Source organism: Nonomuraea sp. NPDC049309 (genome assembly GCF_043196965.1).
GTDB lineage: Bacteria > Actinomycetota > Actinomycetes > Streptosporangiales > Streptosporangiaceae > Nonomuraea > Nonomuraea fastidiosa.
In genome coordinates this window covers 503265-520796 of record NZ_JBICSH010000002.1, presented here as the reverse complement: position 1 = coordinate 520796, position 17532 = coordinate 503265, and the positions used below count along the sequence as shown (strand labels likewise).

The window sequence follows — 17532 nt, the reverse complement described above, 5'->3', positions numbered from 1 at the left end:
CCTTTCTCTGCGAGGGGTGGTCGAACGACGCCGCGCGGGGGCGAGGTGGGGACGCGGCATCTACAGCGGGGCCTGCTCGGCGGAGCCGGTGATGCCGGACTCTCCGGTTCTCGGCCAGGGGTCCGTCGTCGTGATCGGGATGGGGAAGGGGGTGTGCTGGAGGAGGCCACGCAGCTGCGTCACCTGGACGGTCAGGCCATGCTGCAGCTGCCTGCCGTGCTCGGCCACGGTCGTTTCCAGCTGGTCGATCTGGTCCTCCAGCGCCTGGCGGTGGGCCGAACAAGCACGGTGAACCAGCGTCTCTGCCGCTGTCAGCGCCTCGCGCTGCACCTGTTCGGCCTGGGCGTACGCTTCGGCCAGGATCTGCTCGGCCTGGAGGCGGGCTGCCTCGACCGCGTCCTGGCCGGCGCGTTGAGCGCTGTCCAGGCGCTCGCCCAGCTCCTTGTTGTCACGCCACAGCGCGGCGAGGCTGGATTCGACGCGGGTCAGGAAGGCGTCCACCTCGGCGAGGTTGTATCCCTCCCGCAGCCGGACCACGCTGAAGACCTGATGGTGCACCGCTGCCGGAGTGAGCACCTCTGCCGAACCCGCTCCGATGGTGTGGGTCGCGTCGGTCAGGTGGCCATCCCCGCTGTCCGCGCGGCCATGCAGGTGCTGATCATGCGCGGGTCGGCCAGGTGTGGTGGGAGTGTGCTGCGGAGGTCGGGGGTCGGGTTGGACGTCATAGTCGAGATCAGCGTGCATGGCTGCCGTCACCTTTCTCTGTGCGGTCGACCAGAGTGCACGCGGCCCCTCGGGCGCGGGGGACCGTGCGCCTCGGTGGGTGGCCGGTGGATCTCACCGGCGGAGTGGGGAACTGCTGCTGCTAGCGATCGTGGCGCTGATCGGCAGCGCAGGTGGCCTGCCTGGACGAGTGCTCAGGCGAGCCCGTCAAGTACTTGTGTCGGCCCTCGCATCGAGTGCTGTGTCGGGCGTCTGGCGATCGCCACTGCGGGCTTCTGGTCCTGGGTGGTGAGGCGTCATAGCGGCTGCCTTTCGTAGGGGGCCGGGCTCCGGACTTGATGTCTGGGACTCCTACCAGCGCTATTACTCAAAGTAGTGCTCTCATTACTTTGCGTTTAAACGCCTGAGCACATGTTCATGAGTAAAGGCAAGGTGCCGGCGAAGTCCGGCACTGACCGACGCCAGGTGCGGGCGCCGTCGTTGTCCCGCACGCCTTACTCGGCGCAAGGAGCTCGCATATGTCTGAGCACCACGAGCAGCACCAGCCGCCATCCGGGCACGGCCCGACCTCCCGGAACGACCATCATGACCACGGGCACGGGATGAGCGTGCAAGCCGATCGCCGCTACCTCGGCGCAGCTTTAGTGCTGATCACCGTCTTCATGGCGGTCGAGGTGGTGATCGGCGTGCTCGCCGCTTCGCTGGCGCTGATCTCGGACGCGGGACACATGCTGACCGACGCGCTGGCGCTCGTGCTCGCGCTCGCCGCGATGCGGATCGCCGCACGCCCGGCGGCTGGTGGCTTCACGTACGGTCTCAAACGCGCCGAGATCATCTCCGCGCAGGTCAACGGCATCACCTTGCTGCTGCTGGCGGCCTACTTCGGCTTCGAAGGCGTTCGCCGCCTCATCGATCCGCCGCAGGTCGAAGGCCTGTACGTGGTGGTCACCGGCCTGGCGGGGATCGCCGTCAACCTGGTGGCGACCTGGCTGGTGTCCAAGGCCAACCGCTCCAGCCTCAACGTCGAGGGCGCCTACCAGCACATCCTCAACGACCTGTTCGCCTTCATCGCCACCACCCTCGCCGGCGTGGTGGTGTGGTGGAGCGGCTGGAGCCGCGCGGATGCCATAGCGGCGCTTGTGGTGGCCGCCCTGATGCTGAAGTCCGGCTGGAATCTGGTCCGCGACTCGGGACGGGTGTTCCTCGAAGCCGCTCCGGAAGGCATGGACCCTGCCGCCATCGGCCGTCAGATCGCCGCCCTGCCGCAGGTGAGTGAGGTCCACGACCTGCACCTGTGGCAGGTCACCTCCGGTTACCCCGCACTGTCCGCACATGTGCTGGTCACCCCGGCGGCCGACTGCCACGCAGTACGAGTAGCCGTCGAGCACCTGCTGCATCAGCGGCACGGCATCGACCACGCCACCGTCCAGGTCGACCACATTCCGCCCGATGGCCTGCCCGGCGTGACCGCGGCCGAACCCGGCAGCGCCGTACCTGATGACCCCATGCCACGCCGGGTACGGCACTGTGCTGACCCGCACGGTCCCACCCATCACGGCGGCCGAGGCGCCGAGCCCATCAGCCGGCACCCAAGCAGCCAGGTGCCGGGCGGTCATCCCGCTGCGGCTCCGTCGAGGCCTTCTTGTCACGACCCGAGGTGAACGACATGGACAGTCCGATGCTTCACGCCGCCGGCGTCATCGACGGCTGCACGGCCCGCGTGGTCGACGCCGACCGCGTCGCCACGGTGGCCTCCCGCATGCCGGCCGAGCCCGACCTGATCGACACGGCCGACGTCTTCGGCCTGCTGGCCGATCCCGGCCGCCTGCGGCTGCTGCTGGCCCTGACCGAGGGCGAGCTGTGCGTGTGCGACCTGGCCGTCGTGAGCGGGCTGAGTGAATCAGCGGCTTCGCATGCCCTGCGCCTGCTGCGTGCCCATCGGGTGGTGTCGGTCCGCCGGGCGGGGCGCATGGCGTACTACCGGCTCGACGACGCCCACGTGCGCATGTTGCTGGATCTGGCCATCGCCCACACCGAGCACACCGAGGCCGTGCATCCCGAACGTGGCAAGGCCGCGGACCCCGAGCTCGATCCCGAATGAGGGTCATTCTGCAGGGGATCTCCCGAAGTCCGTACCCGTCCGACCTCGATCGATAAGGCCGTCGTCAGGGTCCGACCTCTCTCCGGATCACGCGCTTAACCAGCTCTTACGCGGTTCTTGACACCGTTGAGCCATCGGGATCCGAGGGAGATGACAGATGAACGCGAACGAGCCTCACGAGCAGGGCGTCGGTGGATGGAGTCAGTTCGGCGCCGCACCGCCCACCGCCGGGGGCTTCCCCCGGCGGGACACGATCATCATGGAGCAGCCGCCGCCACCGCCCGCGCCCTCCGTGAAGGCTCGCCTGAGCGTCGGACAGAAGGTCGTCGCCGGGCTGGCTCTGGCCGCCATGGCCATCGGCGGCGGTGTTGTGGGGGCCGCCGTCGCCACCTCGTTCCAGCCCGCGCAGGTCGCCGCCGTCAGCACGCCGAGCCCCGTCTTCAAGCGGGCCTCCGACCAGCTCTCCGTGGCCGAGGTCGCCGCCACTGTGCAGCCGAGCGTCGTGATGATCCAGGGCCAGACGGGCGAGGGATCCGGCGTGGTGTTGTCGGAGGACGGCCTCATCCTCACCAACAACCACGTCGTCGATGGCGCGAGCCAGGGCGGCGGGCAGATGAAGGTCAAGTTCAGCGATGGGAAGACGGCCGACGCCCGCGTTGTCGGCACCGATCCCGCCACCGACCTCGCCGTCATCAAGGCCGAGGGCGTCTCCGGGCTGACCAAGGCCACGCTTGGGGACAGCGACGCTCTCAAGGTCGGCGACCCCGTGCTGGCCATCGGGAGCCCACTCGGCCTGGACGGATCCGTCACGGCGGGCATCGTCAGCGCGCTCGACCGTACTCTCACCACCGGTCCTGAGCAGCAGCAGCTGCCGCCGGGCTGGGGTCAGGAGCAGCAGAGCCCCGGGACCACGATCGGCGGCGCCATCCAGACCGACGCCGCGATCAACCCGGGCAACTCCGGCGGCGCCCTGGTCAACGCGGCCGGAGAGCTGATCGGCATCAACACCGCCATCGCCTCGGACGCGGCCGGCGGCGGCGTCGGCTTCGCGATCCCGGTCAACACCGCCAAGCAGGTGTCCGAGCAACTCATCAGCAGTGGCAAGGTCAGCCACGCGTTCCTCGGGGTGAGCGTCACCGACGCGACCGGCGACGTACCGGGCGCGCTGATCAGCCAGGTCACCGCGGGAAGCCCGGCGGAGAAGGCGGGGCTGCGGCAGGGCGACCTGATCACCAAGATCGGCGACACCGCGGTGGACGCGGGCGAGACGGTCGTCGGACAGGTCAGAGGCTACAAGCCGGGCCAGCAGGTCAAGGTCGCATATCTGAGGGACGGCAAGGCCGGCGAAGTCACCGTGACCCTCGAAGAGAAGAAGTAACAAGGGCGCTTTCGCGAACGAGTGAGGGGAGCCGCCAGGCACATGGCCCGTTGTGGGGCATTGCGATGAGTTCCGTGATGGCGGTTAGGAATGGGTGGCCGATCCTGGGAGATCAACGGTTGCGATGACCCCGCCATCGGGCGCATTGGCCAGCCGTATGCGGCCGCCCGACTCCGACACCGCTTGCGTCACGATCGCCAGGCCCAGCCCGGAACCGGGCAGGCCGCGGGCCGTTGGCGAGCGCCAGAAGCGTTCGAAGACGTGCGGCAGTTCCTGTTCCGGGATCCCGGGTCCGTGGTCGCGTACGCTCAGCCGGCCATCGCGCAGTGTCACCTCGACCTGTCCGCCGTGGCTGAACTTGGCGGCGTTGTCGATGAGGTTGAGCACGGCACGTTCCAGCGATGCAGGACTGCCGATCACGTACCAGGCAGTGAGGTCGGTGACCACCTGGGCGCCGCGTAGCCGGGCTCGCTGCGCGGCGGCCGCGACGACGTCGTGGAAGGCCACTTGGGTGGGCGGCTCCCGGTCGGTGTCACCACGAGCGAGCTGGAGCAGGTCGCCCACCAGCGTGGACAGCTCGGCGAACTGATCCTTGACGTTGGTCAGCAGACGCTGTCGGGCGTCGGGATCGAGTTGGCGTCCGGTCCGCTCGCTGCGCAACAGCAGATCGATGTTCGTGCGCAGCGTGGTCAGCGGCGTGCGCAGCTCATGTCCGGCGTCGGCGATGAGCTGCTGCTGGCGTTCGCGCGAACCCGCCAGGGCAGCCGTCATGGCGTTGAACGAGGCGCTCAGGCGGGCGATTTCGTCGCGCCCCTGGACCGGGATACGGATGTGCAGGTCCTCGGTGCGGGCGATGCGCTCGACCGCCTCGGTCAACCGGCCCACCGGACGCAGGGCGATCCGGGAAACCCACAACCCGGCCACTCCCGCGCCGAACGCTCCCACGACGGCGACGGCGCCGAGCAGGATCGCGGCGTTGCGCAGCATGATGCGGACATGGGAGAGCGGCCGAGCCTCAAGGACGGCGACGCCAGGGGCGAAGTTCATCGTCACCACATGAATCGGGACGCCTTTTCTGGTCACCCCATTGCGGTGCATCGGCTCACCGCGTTCGATCAGGGCCCTCGCATCGTCGCCGGTGGTCGCGACCGGTGAGCCGAGCGAGCAGGTGCGGCCGTCGGCGAACAACAGGGTGGCCATCTCGTGGTACTCGGTGGAACCCTGCGGGCTGCATCGTTCCTGCAAGTACCGCCGGTCACCTGGCCCTTCCGGCTCCAGGATGCTCTGGTCGATCTGCCGGATCAACTGGTCCTGCACGATGAGCCATGACAGTCCCGCGCAGACCGCGATCGCCGTCGCCACGACCGCCGTGATCAGGACCGTCAGCCGCGAGCGCAGACTGCCTCTCCTCACGGCGCGACGCACGAGAGCTCCCGTGCCGTTTGCCCCGCGCGGATCCTTCACGGCCCTCCTTCAAGGCTTGGCTGCGCGCCGCCGCCTGACCGGGGAGGCGGCTGGGACTGGGGCTCCCGCTCCCGGCACGCCGGTGGGCGCTCGCCCGTACCGCACACCCTAGGAGCGCCGCATGAGAGCGCCATTAATGTGCCAGTGAGCTCACAGTGCACGGAAGTAGCCTGATGATGCACCGCAGCACGGCTCGGCGATCAAGCCACGTGAAGTGTGAAGATTGGACCGTTGGGGCTGAACCGATCGGCACGTCCCGACGTCATGATCCCGGCGACGCCGGCGGCTTCTCGTCCTGCTCGTCTGCCGATGGTGAACCCGGCGTCACCGGCACCGGGCGGTGCTCCCGGGCCTCGGCTGCCTTCGCACGGCCTTCGGAGCGCGCGAGCTTGACCACGCCGATGACGAAGGCCGTGCCCACCACGAGCGGGGGCAGCAGGGCGGACACGATCTCGAACATGGCATCACCTCAGGAATTTCTACGCTAAGTAGAAGATAGGGGGTGGAACGGCGACGCGCATCCGGGTCAGGTCGGGACATCGGCGTAGGAGTGCAGGCCGGGGATCCACAGGTTGACGCCGATGAGGTTGAACAGCAGCGCCACGAAGGCGGCGAGCTGGACGATGGTGGCGTTTCGGCCGCGCCATCCGGCAGTCGCGTACGCGTGCAGGTAGGCGGCGTAGCCGATCCAGGTGATGAAGGCCCAGATCTCCTTGGGGTCCCAGCCCCAGTAGCGTCCCCATGCCTTGTCGGCCCACATCGCGCCCGCGATGACGGCGAAGGTCCAGATCGGGAAGCCGATCAGGATGGCTCTGTGCGCCAGGTGCGCCAGCTCTCCGCGCCGCCGGGCCAGAGCGACTGCTCCGGCGAGTGCGGCCACCATGAACAGCCCGCTGGCGATCACTGCGGCCGAGACGTGGATGGCGATCCAGTAAGTGTTCAGCGCCGGCATGACCGGGGCCGTCTCGATCTGCAGGGACAGGACGGCGTAGCCGAGGCCGAGCGCCGCGGCGCCGGCCACGAAGGCGCCCAGGGAACGTGCCCGCAACAGGAGGAACGCCGTCACCATGGCCAGGCAGATCGCCACCACGAACTCGTACATGTTGCCCCACGGCCAGCGTGCGGCGGCCAGGCCACGCGCCAGCACCGCCCCGAGGTTGGCCGCCCAGCCGGCCACCAGCAAGATGACGGCGGCTAGGCCGGCCCGCCGATCCCTGCCGTGGGCCAGCGCGAGCGTGCTGGGCTCGGATGCTCGGATGGATACCGGACGGAAGGCCAGCTCCACCGCGTAGCCCAGCATCGCGCCCAGGTAGGCCAGGACCGCGACGAGGACCAGTTGGTCGCTCAGCATGGCCCAGAACGGATTGATCTCAACGGACATCGGACAGCTCCTTGACGAGGTCGGCGAACTCCGCCGTGAAGGCAGGCCCTGGCGTGCGTGACAGCCCGGCGACCTCGGCCGCACGTATCCACACGCGACGCCGGCGCACACTCACTGACAGCACCAGGCCGAGCGTCGCCGTGGTGGAGAACAGCAGCGCGGGCACGCGGAAGGGGTCATGGGAGACCTGCAGAGTGATCCATTTCTTGATCCCGGTGAGCTGGATCGTGCCCGCGCCGTCCGGCAGCGTCATTGCCTGACCGACCCGCAACGGGGTTGCCGGGCCCATGACGAGGGGCTTCAGCTTGTCGGCCTCGAGCTGGTAGACCGATTGCGGCACGCCGTCGTCCAGGCCGAGATCGCCGCTGAAGGCGCCGTAGACCTGCACCACAGGATCGGCCAGGCCGGGGAAGACCGACACCCACTGGCTGCCCTGCTGCACTGCGGTGGGCAGGAACCGGGCCAGGATGCCGAGCTGCGCCGGACGGGCGTCCGGGACTTTGATCACGCATCCCGAGGTGAGCGTGGCGACCTGTTCGACCAGGCATGGCACCGGCCCGTTGAAGGCGACCTGCCCCTGCCCGTCCGTGATTTTGAAGATCGGAGCGTAGCCGTTGCCGAGGAGATACGTCTGTGTCCCGTTGACGTCGATCGGCTCGTTGACCTTGAGCTGGACGGTCCGCTCGGCCTCGCCGGGTACGTCGACGACGGTGATGGTGGCCTGGAAGTCCACGGCTTGTCCGCGCCTGCTGCCTTGGGCGATGTAGCTGGCCTGGAACTGGCGCAGCGTCAGCGTGAACGGTTGCAACGATTCGGCGGTGACGCGCGGGCCAGGCAGGTAGCGGTCGAAGGCGGAGACGGTGTTGGCGAAGCCGTTGCCCTCGACGAGCAAGATGTTGCCGCGATAGCCGTACTGGCCACCGAGCCCGAACGCGACCAGCAGTCCGAGCAGGGAAACGTGGAAGACCAGGTTGCCCGACTCACGCAGGTAGCCCTTCTCGGCCGCCACCCAGCCGTCGCCGGTGAGCACCCTGAAGCCACGCCTACGCAGGCGGCCGGCCACTGCCGTCAGGTCCGGCGGGGCGGTCAGCGCCGCGTGGTGGGGCAGCCGGTCCAGGTGACGCGGCGGAGCGGGTGGCCGGCGCCGTAGTTCGCGCAGGTGCAGCCAGGTGCGGGGCAGCACGCATCCGATCAGGGACAGGAAGAGCAGCAGGTAGATGGCGGCGAACCACGGAGCCCGGAAGACGTCGTAGAGCCACAACCGATCCAGCCAGGCCGCCAGCTGCGGGTTGTCGGCGTAGTGCTGGGCGACCATCGCATCGGAGACGCCGCGCTGAGGGAGGAGCGATCCCGGCACCGACGCCAGTGCGAACAGGAACAGCAGCACCAGCGCGGTCCGCATCGAGGTGAGGGTCCGCCAGGCCCAGCGCAGGCTAGCTCTCATCGCGTACCGCGGTCAGAGCCCGGACCAGATCGCTGTGCTTGACGGCGCCGAGGGCGCGGGCCGCGATCCGGCCCTGCCGGTCGATGATCAGCGTGGCCGGGATGGCCGCCGGTGGCACGGTGCCCTGAAACGACAGCACGATCCGGCCCGGCTGGTCGAACACGCTCGGATATCCCGGCTTGGCCGTGCGCTCGAAGGCCTGCGCCTGGGTCTTGTCGTCCTTGATGTTCACGCCGACGAACCGCACGCCGTCGGCTTCGAATCTGGCGGCGGCATCTCTCAGGATCGGTGCTTCGGACCGGCAGGGGGCGCACCAGGACGCCCAGAAGTTCAGCACCAGGATCTGTCCGGCGTATTCAGCACTCGACAGGCGGCCGCCATCGAGTCGTTCGCCGGCGACCTCGGGCGCCGGGCGGCGCTGCTCGGCGGGAAACAGCACGATCTCGCCGTCGCCGGCGACGAAGCGGGTCTCTCCCGCCGGAGAGTCACCGGAGGGACCGGCGGCGCAGCCTGTGACGAGGAGCAGGCCGACGACGGCCATGACGGCTTTCCCGGTCATGACGCCGAACACCGGACTCGGACCGTGCCACCAGGCCTATGTAGTGCACCCCGGCGGAGACGGCCGGTTCCTGGGGTAGGCCCCAGGCACGCGTTCGCGTCAGACCGGAAGGGGGCCGGTGGCCACAACGCCGCGAGGGCAGACAGTCTCGCGAAAGCCGCGCGGGCGAACAACGCTGTGCTCGCGGCCTGCCCGCTAGAGAACCTTGCCGGCGCCCGCCGGCGCCCGGCACCGCACAGGCCGTCATACGCCGGATGCACGCGTCTCCCTCCACCCCTGGAACCTGGCCGACCGCAGGCAGCGGTCGGCCGCCTGCCAACTTCTACATTGTGTAGAAGTTAGCAGGCCGCCAGTGCGGTCCCGAATCCGCCCTCCAGCGCGCTTGGACGTTCCAGCCGATGACCAAGCTCATGAGCCGCTGTCTTCACCTCGAACTTCTCCGCCCAGGGTCTTGCGGAGTGTTTCCAGGACGGCGGGGGAAGCCGTGACCACCCAGCGTCTCCCGACGAGGTAGGTGCCGCCGTACATCTGTGCGTAATCGAGCCAGTCTCGCTTCCCTTGTTCCGTCGTGAAACTGGTGATCACGTAGTTGCCGACGGACGTCTTGCATACTCCCTGGCGCAACTCGGCCGCCTTGGTCCTCATGTCGGGCTTGCATCCGACCTTTCCGGCGAGGTCCTCGGCGCTGAGAGCGGCCTCCTGGTAGAGGCTTGGAGAAGGGGTTCCCGCGACGACGGGTTGGACGTTGGAGGCGCATGCGGTGCCGAGAGCGAGCACGGCCACAGCGCAGACGGCCCCTTGCCATGGACGGGACATGATGAACCTCCCAACTACGATCGCTGAGAGGTACGGCGCCGCGATGTCCGCAGTTCACAGGAGGGGGCATCATTTCTACATGGCATAGAAGTTCCGCCCTCCTGGTGGCTCAGATGAGCGCGGTGCTCCAGAACCACCAGAAGCGCTGCACGATGAGCCCCACGATGACGAGTCCCCAGACCATCACCACGACGGAGTGGTAACGCGTCGCCGCGCCCGCAACGCGCCGTAGCGGGGACGGCAGCCGAAGTCGGCCTGACTCGAGGTTGGCCAGCGTCACGTACCAGAAGACGACCACCGTGACCACCCATACGAGCATGCAGTACGGGCACAGCGCGCCGATCCGATACAGCGTCTGGAAGATCAGCCAGTGTACGAAGACGACCCCGGCCACGGTCCCCACCTGCAGGCCGATCCAGAACCAGCGCCGGAATCGGGCTCCCGCCAGCAGAGCCATGCCGATGGCGAGCACCACGGCGAACGCGGCGATGCCGATGAGCGGATTGGGGAAGCCGAAGACGGAGGCTTGCTCGGTCCTCATGACCGAGCCGCAGCTGAGGATCGGGTTGATGCTGCAGGTGGGCACATAGTCGGCGTTCGTGGCCAGCTTCAACCGCTCGATGGTGAGCACGAAGGCCGCGGCGAAGCCGAGAGTTCCGCCGATGGTGAGGACGTACGGCAGGGATCGGCTGACGATGGAATCGGACGTGGTCGTCATGAGGCCAGGGCGGCGTCGATCTTGGCCTTGAGGTTGTCGTAGCTGGGTTCCACGTCGAGCGGGGCTCCATTGAAGAAGATCGTCGGCGTGCCCTGTACGCCGAGCGCGAGGCCGTCTCCCTGGTCTTTCTTGACGCGTTCCGCGGTCTCGGGCGCGGCGAGGTCACGCTTGAAGGCGTCAAGATCGAGGCCGATCTCGCGAGCCAGGTCGAGGAAGAACGCTTCCTTGCTCTCGCTGGCCTCGCCCCATTGGATCTGCGTCTCGAACAGGCGGGTGTACATCTCCTCGAACTTGCCCTGCTGAGCAGCGGCCTCAGCGACCCGCGCGGCGAGATCGGCGTTGTGGTGACCCGGCATCGGGAAGTAACGAACCACGAGGTTGATCCGCCCGGCGTACTCGGCGCGGATGCGCTCCATGTGCGGGAAGACGGCGCCGCAGCCCTCGCACTCGAAGTCGAGGAACTCCACCAGCGTCACCTTGCCGTCCGCGGCCGTCGAAAGCCGGTGGCTGTCATCGCGCACGAGGAACTCGGCCGGCACGGTGGACGCGCCCGGGGCGGCGGACTGCTGGTCGCCCTGCCCGCCGGTGGTGCCGGACATCGCGAACACGGCCACGATCAGCGCCATGATTAGCGCAATGACGGCGCCGATGCCGAGGCTCATCTTCAGGTTCGTCGTCATCTTCCGCTCTTTTGCAGGGGTGCAGGCGAACACGAAATTTCTACTAGATGTAGAAGTTTACTGGTCCTTCGTGCGCTGGTTCAGCCGGCCGAGATAGTCGTTGTAGGCCGCCAGGTCGGCCTCGCCCGTGCGCTCCGCGTGACGGTCCAGGCGGCGGGAGTCGCGGTGGTCGCTGAGTGCCCACTGCGTGGCGATGGTGATCACCACGATCATGGTGGGGATCTCGCCGAACGCCCACGCCATGCCGCCCGCCACGCTCTGGTCGGCCAGCACGCTCGCGCCCCAGGGCCGTTCCAACTGCTCGTACCAGGACGAGGCGATGGACTTGCCCATCATCATCATCGAGATGCCGAAGAACGCGTGGAACGGCATGGTCATCATCAAGGTTCCGAGCTTGGCCACATACGGCAGCCGGCGCGGCGCCGGATCCACTCCGATGATCACCCAGAAGAACAGCAGCCCCGACAGCAGGAAATGCGTGTTCATCAGGATGTGGCCGACCGGCTGGCGCATCGCGGTCTCGAACAGCGAGGTGTAGTACAGCGCGTAAGAGCCGCTGATGAAGATCACCATCGCCAGTGCAGGGTGGGAGACGATCGCGGCGACGCGGCTGTGCAGCACGGCGACGATCCACTCCCGCGGGCCGCGATCGCCGCGCCGGGTGGCCGGTTTCAGCGCCCGTAGCGCCAGCGTCACCGGCGCACCGAGCACGAGGAAGATCGGGGTCAGCATCGCCAGACCCATGTGCTGGATCATGTGCACGCTGAACAGCACGGGCGCATAGGTGGCGAGGCCGCTCTGGGTGAAGATCACGATGAGGATGACGCCTACGGCCCAGGCGATCGAGCGGCCCAGGGGCCAGGCATCGCCGCGCCGGCGCAGCCGAACCACGGCGGCGGCATACCCGGCCGCGGCGAGCAACGCCAGCAGGGCGAAGAACAGATCCAGCCGCCACAACGAGGCCAGCCGCGCGGCGTCGAGTTCGGGCGGCATCGCATAACCCAGCAGGTCCCGGACCGGGTCGACGGGCAGCACCACCGGGGGCGGCGGGGTGCGCGACAACGCCACCGCCAGCCCCATCACCACCGCCATGACCACCACTTCACCGGCCGCCAGCCGGGTGAAGGCCCGCGGCCGGCCGGCCTCGAGCGCGATGAGGGTGCGGCGGCGGTGCAGCCACCCGAAAGCGCCCAGTACGGCAAGTGCGGCGGTCTTGGCCAGTAGCAACGCCCCGTAAGAGGAGGAGATCAGTTGTCCGAGGTCGCTCAACCGGGCTGCGGCGCTGGCCACGCCGCTGACGCCCACCCCCACCAGGCACCACAGTGCCAACCGGGAGAACCGCGCGGCCATCAACGGCAATTCGTCCCGACCGCGTAGCGCGTGCAGGGTGACGGCGGCCAGGCCGCCGACCCATAACGCCAGCACCACCAGGTGCAGCCCCAGTCCGGTGATGGCCATCGAGTGGTTGGGGGAGCTGGCCGAATGGCCGGTCAACACCGGTGGCAGCAGTGCCAGCAGCGCGAGGACGAGCAGGCCCGCGGCGGCGCCCGCGCTCACCACGTCGCGCGCGAGCGCGGCCAGGCATCCGGCCAGGATCAGCACCAGCAGCAGCATGCTGCCCTGCGGGATGCTGGTGACGAAGCTGAACACCTCAGTGGCGCTCAAGCGTATGACGGGTACGGCGAGAAGGTCCGACAACGTGAACACGATGCTCGCGGCGCTCGCCACGGCCCAGGTCAGCGCCGCTGCGGAGGCCGCGCGCGTGTAGCGTCTGGCCTGATCCCGTAACACGCCCTTGTCGGAAGGCAGCAGTACGGCAGCGGCCAGCAGCAGGCCCACCGTGGTCACGGCGGACAGATCGGCGGTGAGCCTGGCGATCGGCAGCCCCCAGTGGGTGAAGGGGCCGGCGTCACTCAGGCCGGCGATCACCACGGGCACGGCTGCGCCGCCTGCCAGCAGGCCGATCACCAGGGCGGCCACGGCGGCGCCCACCGCGGCCAGGACCAATCGGCTCGGGCGCGCAGCCATGCCGGACCTCCTTGGTGCAGTCAGGGCTTGTTCAGCCGAAGGGAGGGGTGCCGCCGTCGGCGATAGAGGGGGAACGAATCCGCCGGCGGCGACACGAACAGGGTCACTGGCGGGATCCCGCCTGTGAGGATGGGTCGGCGCCACGTGCCGTCAGCATGCGCCGCATGAGATCGGTCTCGGCGCGCTGCGAGGTGACGATGGCCTCAGCCAACTGGCTGACCTGAGGCTGGTCGCTCAGTCGCAGGGCGGCCGAGGCCATCTCCGCTCCCCCTTGATGGTGTTTGATCATCAGACGCAGGAACAGGATCTCGGCATCCTTGCCGCTGGCCTGTTCCAGCTCCTCGATCTGAGCTGGTGTGGCCATGCCGGGCATCGAACCGGTGCCCTGGCCCGTCTCCGTCATGCCGGCCATACCGGTGTGGTCCGCTCCCATCCAGGCCATCTGCGCCCGCAGCGACGCCTGGGACAGCCCCCACATCTGCAGCCAGGCGTACATCTGACCGATCTGATGCTGCTGGGTGGTGGCGATGTCGTAGGCGAGTGTCCTGACTTCTTGGTCCTCGGTACGGTCGCGCACGATCAGTGCCATTTGTACGGCCTGCGCGTGGTGGGCTTGCATGTCACGGGCGAAGCCGGCCTCGGCGGAGCCGTCGGCGGGCGGCCACGGATAGAGCATCCGCAGCCCGAAGGTCGCCAGCCCGATCGCCAGCAGCCCGCAGACGGCCAGCACAGCCCGGCGCCTGCGCAAGAACCTCATGCCACCGGCTCCCCGACCCCGCCGGTGCAGGGGGCGCCCGGTTCCGGGGTTCCCGGGCCGTTGATGTTGGCGCGCAAGAACGCCGTCAGCCGTGGATCGTCGGGACTGTCGAGCTTGAGCTGCTTGCCCCACGAGCTGAGTACGACCGGTGACGGGAGATCCGCGTAAGGCGAGAGCACGACGAAGTCTTGATTCCGCACCTGATCGAGCAGCACGTCCTGCTGCGCTTTCGGAAGGTCGGGCCGGTAGGCGACCCACACCGCGCCGTGCTCCTGACTGTGGACCACGTTCTCGCTGCGGACCGGAGCGGTGTAGACACCGCAGTTCTGCCACTCCGGGGCATGGTCTCCGCCGACCGGTGGAGTCTGAGGGTATTTGACAGGGTCATTCGTGTGATTGCGTTGTGTCACGGTGAAGGTCTGAACCTCCTCCAGCGAGGAGCGGGAGCGCTCGGTGCTCACGAACACGACCACACCGACGATCAGTGTGCCGGCCGCACCCACCACTGCGCCCATCACGACGATCTGCCGCCGCAACTCGGCTCGCCGTTGCCGGGCCTTCAGCGCGGAGAGCCGCTCCTTGACGCTGCCTTGCGGCTTCTCACTCATCCACTACCTCCCGGCCTTAACTTCTACGGCGAGTAGAAGTTCTACTGTACGTCGAATATGAGAGCCGTAAGGAGCTGTTGCGCATTCGCACGCGGGTCATTGCATGGAGATGTGTACGTGGTCTTCATGGTTGGCGGTGATCCCACCACGGTCACTCATGGCCTTCCAGGCGCCTGACTGCCAGATACGCCGTTGGTAGATGACGTACTTGACGCCGAGGCGAGAGGCGTTCCTGATGGCCCAGGCGGCCAGCTCGTCGCCGACCGCCACCTGTGAGGCGGTGGGCCACGTACCCCCTCTGGAAATCATGAAGTCGCAGGCGCGTCCCTGGGGGTGTTCGCCGCCGTCTTGCAGCGATCTGTAGCAGCCGATGCCGTAGGGGAGCTGGAAACGCTGCCTGGCCTGATCGCGCAGCAGCCGGGTCCGCGGGGTGATGTTGTCGGGGCCTCCGGGCAGCTCGGGCACCCAGCTGCCGTCGGGGCGGCGCGTGCCCGGCGCGACGATGAGCCGATCAAGCCGGTCGGTGATGGCGGCTATCAGCTTGTCGGCGCGCTCGCGCTGCTCACGCAGCCCGCTGCTCCGGTCCCGCAGCTGTCGCGTGCTGGCTTCGGCCTCCTGCTGCGCCTGGCGACGGGCGTCGCGTGCGGCGGCGTAACGGTCGATGACAGCCGTGCGCTCGCGAGCCTGGGCCTGCAGGATCGCCGCGGCCCGGAGCATGTCGTCCGGTTCGCCGGCGCCCATCAGAAGGGACTGGCTCGCCGGAGGACTCTGATAGCTGAGCTGAACCAGCTGGACGATCTGCCGGCGGGAGTCGTCGTACTCCTGCTGGGCGCGCTTGAGCCGGTCCGCTGCCGCCTGCTCCCTGCGCCGGGCGGCGGCCAGCGCGACTTGGCTGGCGTTGTAGTCGGCGGCCGTGGCGTCGAACTCCTTCTGCAGCCGACGTAGCTGTGTGAGTAACTGATCGGCGGACGGCTTGGGGTCGGCGACCGCCGGTGGAGCCGCCGCCAGGAGCGCCGCCGCGGCGGTCAGCGTGGTGACCACGGCACGTGCGCACACCCTTCGCCGGCTCCGTCTTCCAGCCGCCACGCCTGTCCCCTCGTCAACGCTTCTTCTTCTACGACATGTAGAAGTTAGCGTGCGGGGCTGGGGCATGCGAGTCGGTGCCCGCAGATGTACGGAGGTGATGCAGTCAGAGGGCCATGCAGATGAGCGGGGCGAACAGCACCGCGAGCGGACCACTCAGCAAAAGCATGGCCGTGCAGTAGGCCGCCGCGGGCACCCAAGCCGCCTGTTCGCGCTGGGACACCAGGCGTTGCACGCGCTCCACGACGCCTGTATCGGCGAGCGCGAATGTGGCGCCGCTGTGATCCTCATGGCCGCCGGCCATCCGGACCAGGGCACGGGCCAGCGGCAGCTCGCCATGGGCTTGACGGGCGTGGTCGTCGGCGATCATCTCCAGCAGCACGGCCACGGCGCGGCGCGCCGTGCGGGCGGCGGGCAACCACGGGAAGGCGTGGGTGAGCGCCACGAACGGAAGCAGCGCCAGATCGTGGTGGCCGCGGGCGTGGGCGCGTTCGTGACGCAGCACGGCCTGTAGCTCGCTCGGGGGGAGCAGGTCCAGGGTCCCCTGGCTCAGCACGATGCGCCGGTGCCTGCCCGGCACGCAGTAGGCGACCTGCTTGGCGCTGGGCAATACGTAGGCGTCATGGTCGGGGTGATGCTCGGCCACGATGTCGACCAGCAAACGCTGGCGGCTGCGCTCCCGGGAGGTTCGCACGGTGACGCGGGTAGTGTGCGCCAGTAGCCAGCTGAGCAGGCCCGTCGACCACAGCAGAGCCAGAAGATGCGCAGGCCCGAGGCCCTCGAGTCCGTGCCCGGTGACGATCTGGCGGGCCAGGGTGTGCATCCCGTGCGGAAAGACCGCCGCCAAGGGGGCGACCGCGGCCACCAGGCCGAGACCGACCGCCCCGAGCCCTGCCGCCAGTCCGGCCGCATGCCACAGCGCCAGCGCGGCGCGGGGGCAGCGGTGCGTCCAGCGGGCGTCGGCCAGTGCCCGGGCGGCTCGGTCGCCGAGAGCGAGCGGCAGCAGCGCGATCCCGGCGGCGACCAGCCAGGCGGTCACTGCGTCGATCCGTCCTGCTCACCGAGCGCTTCTCGCAGGGCGGCGGCCACCTCTGGGGTGACCCCGCCGACGAAGCGCTGTACGGCCGCCTGCAGGTCGCCGGCTTCGTTCAGGGCGGCCTGCATGGCTTCGGCGACAAAGGCGTCTCTGTCGGCGGTGGCCTTGTACAGATGAGCCCGGCCGACCCGCTCGCGCGCCACCATGCCCTTCTTCGACAGCCGCATCAGCACGGTCAGCACCGTCGTGATGGCAGGCTCGGAGGGGAGCTGGGGCGCCAGTACGTGGGCGAACATGCCCTCCGGGTGCTCCCACAGGGCTTCCATGATCGACCGCTCAAGGTTGCCGAGCTGCACCGTCGCCTCCTACCGCGTTCTACCCAAAGTAGAAGGCTACCGTCCTGCAGATGTTTACCGGCGGCCGATTGCGCGGGTAGATCGTCACGCTCGCCTTCGTCGCCTCCGAGGCGTGAAGGACCGCCTTTTACTTGGGGTCGAACTTCGTGTGGCGGGCCCGCGTACCTCCGGACGGAAGGTCCCCTGCTGATCTGAAGGGTCCAGACGATGACGCATCCATCGGCGCGCCGGCCACGAGTAGGCGAGTAGATGCCTCGGCTGAGCTTGTGCCGCTCCAGGACGATCTGCTTCATAGCCACCAAGATCATTAAGGCCGCGCTGTGCATAGCAAGCGCTGTCCTCCTGGGTACGTTCCTGATCTCCTGCGCTTCCTCTGCCCCCACTCAGACGAGGGCGGTGG

Annotated in this window: 18 protein-coding genes; 3 read left to right on the top strand and 15 right to left on the bottom strand. The window is 68.5% G+C overall.

Annotated elements, in window-relative coordinates:
* Positions 1–60: 60 nt before the first annotated feature.
* The gene (locus ACGFIM_RS16350) at positions 61–744 is read right to left on the bottom strand and encodes a DivIVA domain-containing protein (protein ID WP_393200761.1); all 684 of its coding nucleotides are present in this window, start codon (positions 742–744) and stop codon (positions 61–63) included.
* A 641-nt stretch (positions 745–1385) separates the two neighbouring features.
* On the opposite strand from ACGFIM_RS16350, the gene ACGFIM_RS16345 reads away from it, so the two are divergent.
* The 3 genes from ACGFIM_RS16345 (at position 1386) to ACGFIM_RS16335 (ending at position 4202) form a co-directional block, all read left to right on the top strand.
* Positions 1386–2384, top strand: coding sequence for a cation diffusion facilitator family transporter (locus ACGFIM_RS16345; RefSeq protein WP_393200759.1), 999 nt, complete (start codon positions 1386–1388; stop codon positions 2382–2384).
* Positions 2385–2389: 5 nt separating this feature from the next.
* Positions 2390–2824 (top strand): ArsR/SmtB family transcription factor, encoded by a 435-nt coding sequence (locus ACGFIM_RS16340; RefSeq protein ID WP_393200757.1) that lies wholly within the window; start codon positions 2390–2392, stop codon positions 2822–2824.
* A gap of 157 nt (positions 2825–2981) precedes the next feature.
* Complete coding sequence (locus tag ACGFIM_RS16335) at positions 2982–4202, top strand: S1C family serine protease (RefSeq protein WP_393200755.1); 1221 nt, start codon at positions 2982–2984, stop codon at positions 4200–4202.
* An 84-nt stretch (positions 4203–4286) separates the two neighbouring features.
* Here the strand turns inward: ACGFIM_RS16335 and ACGFIM_RS16330 are convergent, their stop codons facing one another.
* From ACGFIM_RS16330 to ACGFIM_RS16265, 14 genes are all read right to left on the bottom strand, one after another.
* A complete protein-coding gene (locus ACGFIM_RS16330; protein ID WP_393200753.1) occupies positions 4287–5666 on the bottom strand; it encodes a sensor histidine kinase in 1380 nt (459 codons plus the stop codon).
* A gap of 262 nt (positions 5667–5928) precedes the next feature.
* A complete protein-coding gene (locus tag ACGFIM_RS16325; RefSeq protein WP_393200751.1) occupies positions 5929–6126 on the bottom strand; it encodes a hypothetical protein in 198 nt (65 codons plus the stop codon).
* Between the two features lie 66 nt (positions 6127–6192).
* Positions 6193–7047: a cytochrome c biogenesis protein CcsA gene (ccsA, locus tag ACGFIM_RS16320; protein ID WP_393200749.1), complete on the bottom strand. Its 855-nt coding sequence runs from the start codon at positions 7045–7047 to the stop codon at positions 6193–6195.
* A complete protein-coding gene (locus ACGFIM_RS16315; protein ID WP_393200746.1) occupies positions 7037–8449 on the bottom strand; it encodes a cytochrome c biogenesis protein ResB in 1413 nt (470 codons plus the stop codon). The genes ccsA and ACGFIM_RS16315 overlap by 11 nt, the downstream gene beginning before the upstream one ends.
* A 31-nt stretch (positions 8450–8480) precedes the next feature.
* Positions 8481–9062, bottom strand: coding sequence for a TlpA family protein disulfide reductase (locus tag ACGFIM_RS16310; protein WP_393200744.1), 582 nt, complete (start codon positions 9060–9062; stop codon positions 8481–8483).
* A 396-nt stretch (positions 9063–9458) separates the two neighbouring features.
* Positions 9459–9833 carry a hypothetical protein gene (locus ACGFIM_RS16305; RefSeq protein WP_393200742.1) on the bottom strand — a complete coding sequence of 125 codons (375 nt, stop codon included), beginning with the start codon at positions 9831–9833 and terminating at the stop codon, positions 9459–9461.
* Positions 9834–9975: 142 nt separating this feature from the next.
* Positions 9976–10584, bottom strand: a complete 609-nt coding sequence (locus tag ACGFIM_RS16300; RefSeq protein WP_393200740.1) for a vitamin K epoxide reductase family protein — start codon at positions 10582–10584, stop codon at positions 9976–9978.
* Positions 10581–11264: a DsbA family protein gene (locus tag ACGFIM_RS16295; protein WP_393200738.1), complete on the bottom strand. Its 684-nt coding sequence runs from the start codon at positions 11262–11264 to the stop codon at positions 10581–10583. Before ACGFIM_RS16295 ends, ACGFIM_RS16300 begins: the two co-directional genes overlap by 4 nt.
* Before the next feature lie 57 nt (positions 11265–11321).
* On the bottom strand, positions 11322–13292 hold the full coding sequence (locus tag ACGFIM_RS16290) for a cytochrome c oxidase assembly protein (RefSeq protein ID WP_393200736.1): 1971 nt from the start codon (positions 13290–13292) through the stop codon (positions 11322–11324).
* A gap of 103 nt (positions 13293–13395) precedes the next feature.
* The gene (locus ACGFIM_RS16285) at positions 13396–14049 is read right to left on the bottom strand and encodes a DUF305 domain-containing protein (RefSeq protein WP_393200734.1); all 654 of its coding nucleotides are present in this window, start codon (positions 14047–14049) and stop codon (positions 13396–13398) included.
* Complete coding sequence (locus tag ACGFIM_RS16280) at positions 14046–14657, bottom strand: DUF3105 domain-containing protein (protein WP_393200732.1); 612 nt, start codon at positions 14655–14657, stop codon at positions 14046–14048. The genes ACGFIM_RS16285 and ACGFIM_RS16280 overlap by 4 nt, the downstream gene beginning before the upstream one ends.
* 96 nt (positions 14658–14753) lie before the next feature.
* The gene (locus ACGFIM_RS16275; protein WP_393200730.1) at positions 14754–15698 is read right to left on the bottom strand and encodes a coiled-coil domain-containing protein; all 945 of its coding nucleotides are present in this window, start codon (positions 15696–15698) and stop codon (positions 14754–14756) included.
* 148 nt (positions 15699–15846) lie between these two features.
* A complete protein-coding gene (locus ACGFIM_RS16270) occupies positions 15847–16779 on the bottom strand; it encodes a M56 family metallopeptidase (RefSeq protein WP_393200728.1) in 933 nt (310 codons plus the stop codon).
* On the bottom strand, positions 16776–17132 hold the full coding sequence (locus ACGFIM_RS16265; protein WP_393200726.1) for a BlaI/MecI/CopY family transcriptional regulator: 357 nt from the start codon (positions 17130–17132) through the stop codon (positions 16776–16778). The genes ACGFIM_RS16270 and ACGFIM_RS16265 overlap by 4 nt, the downstream gene beginning before the upstream one ends.
* Positions 17133–17532 lie beyond the last annotated feature (400 nt).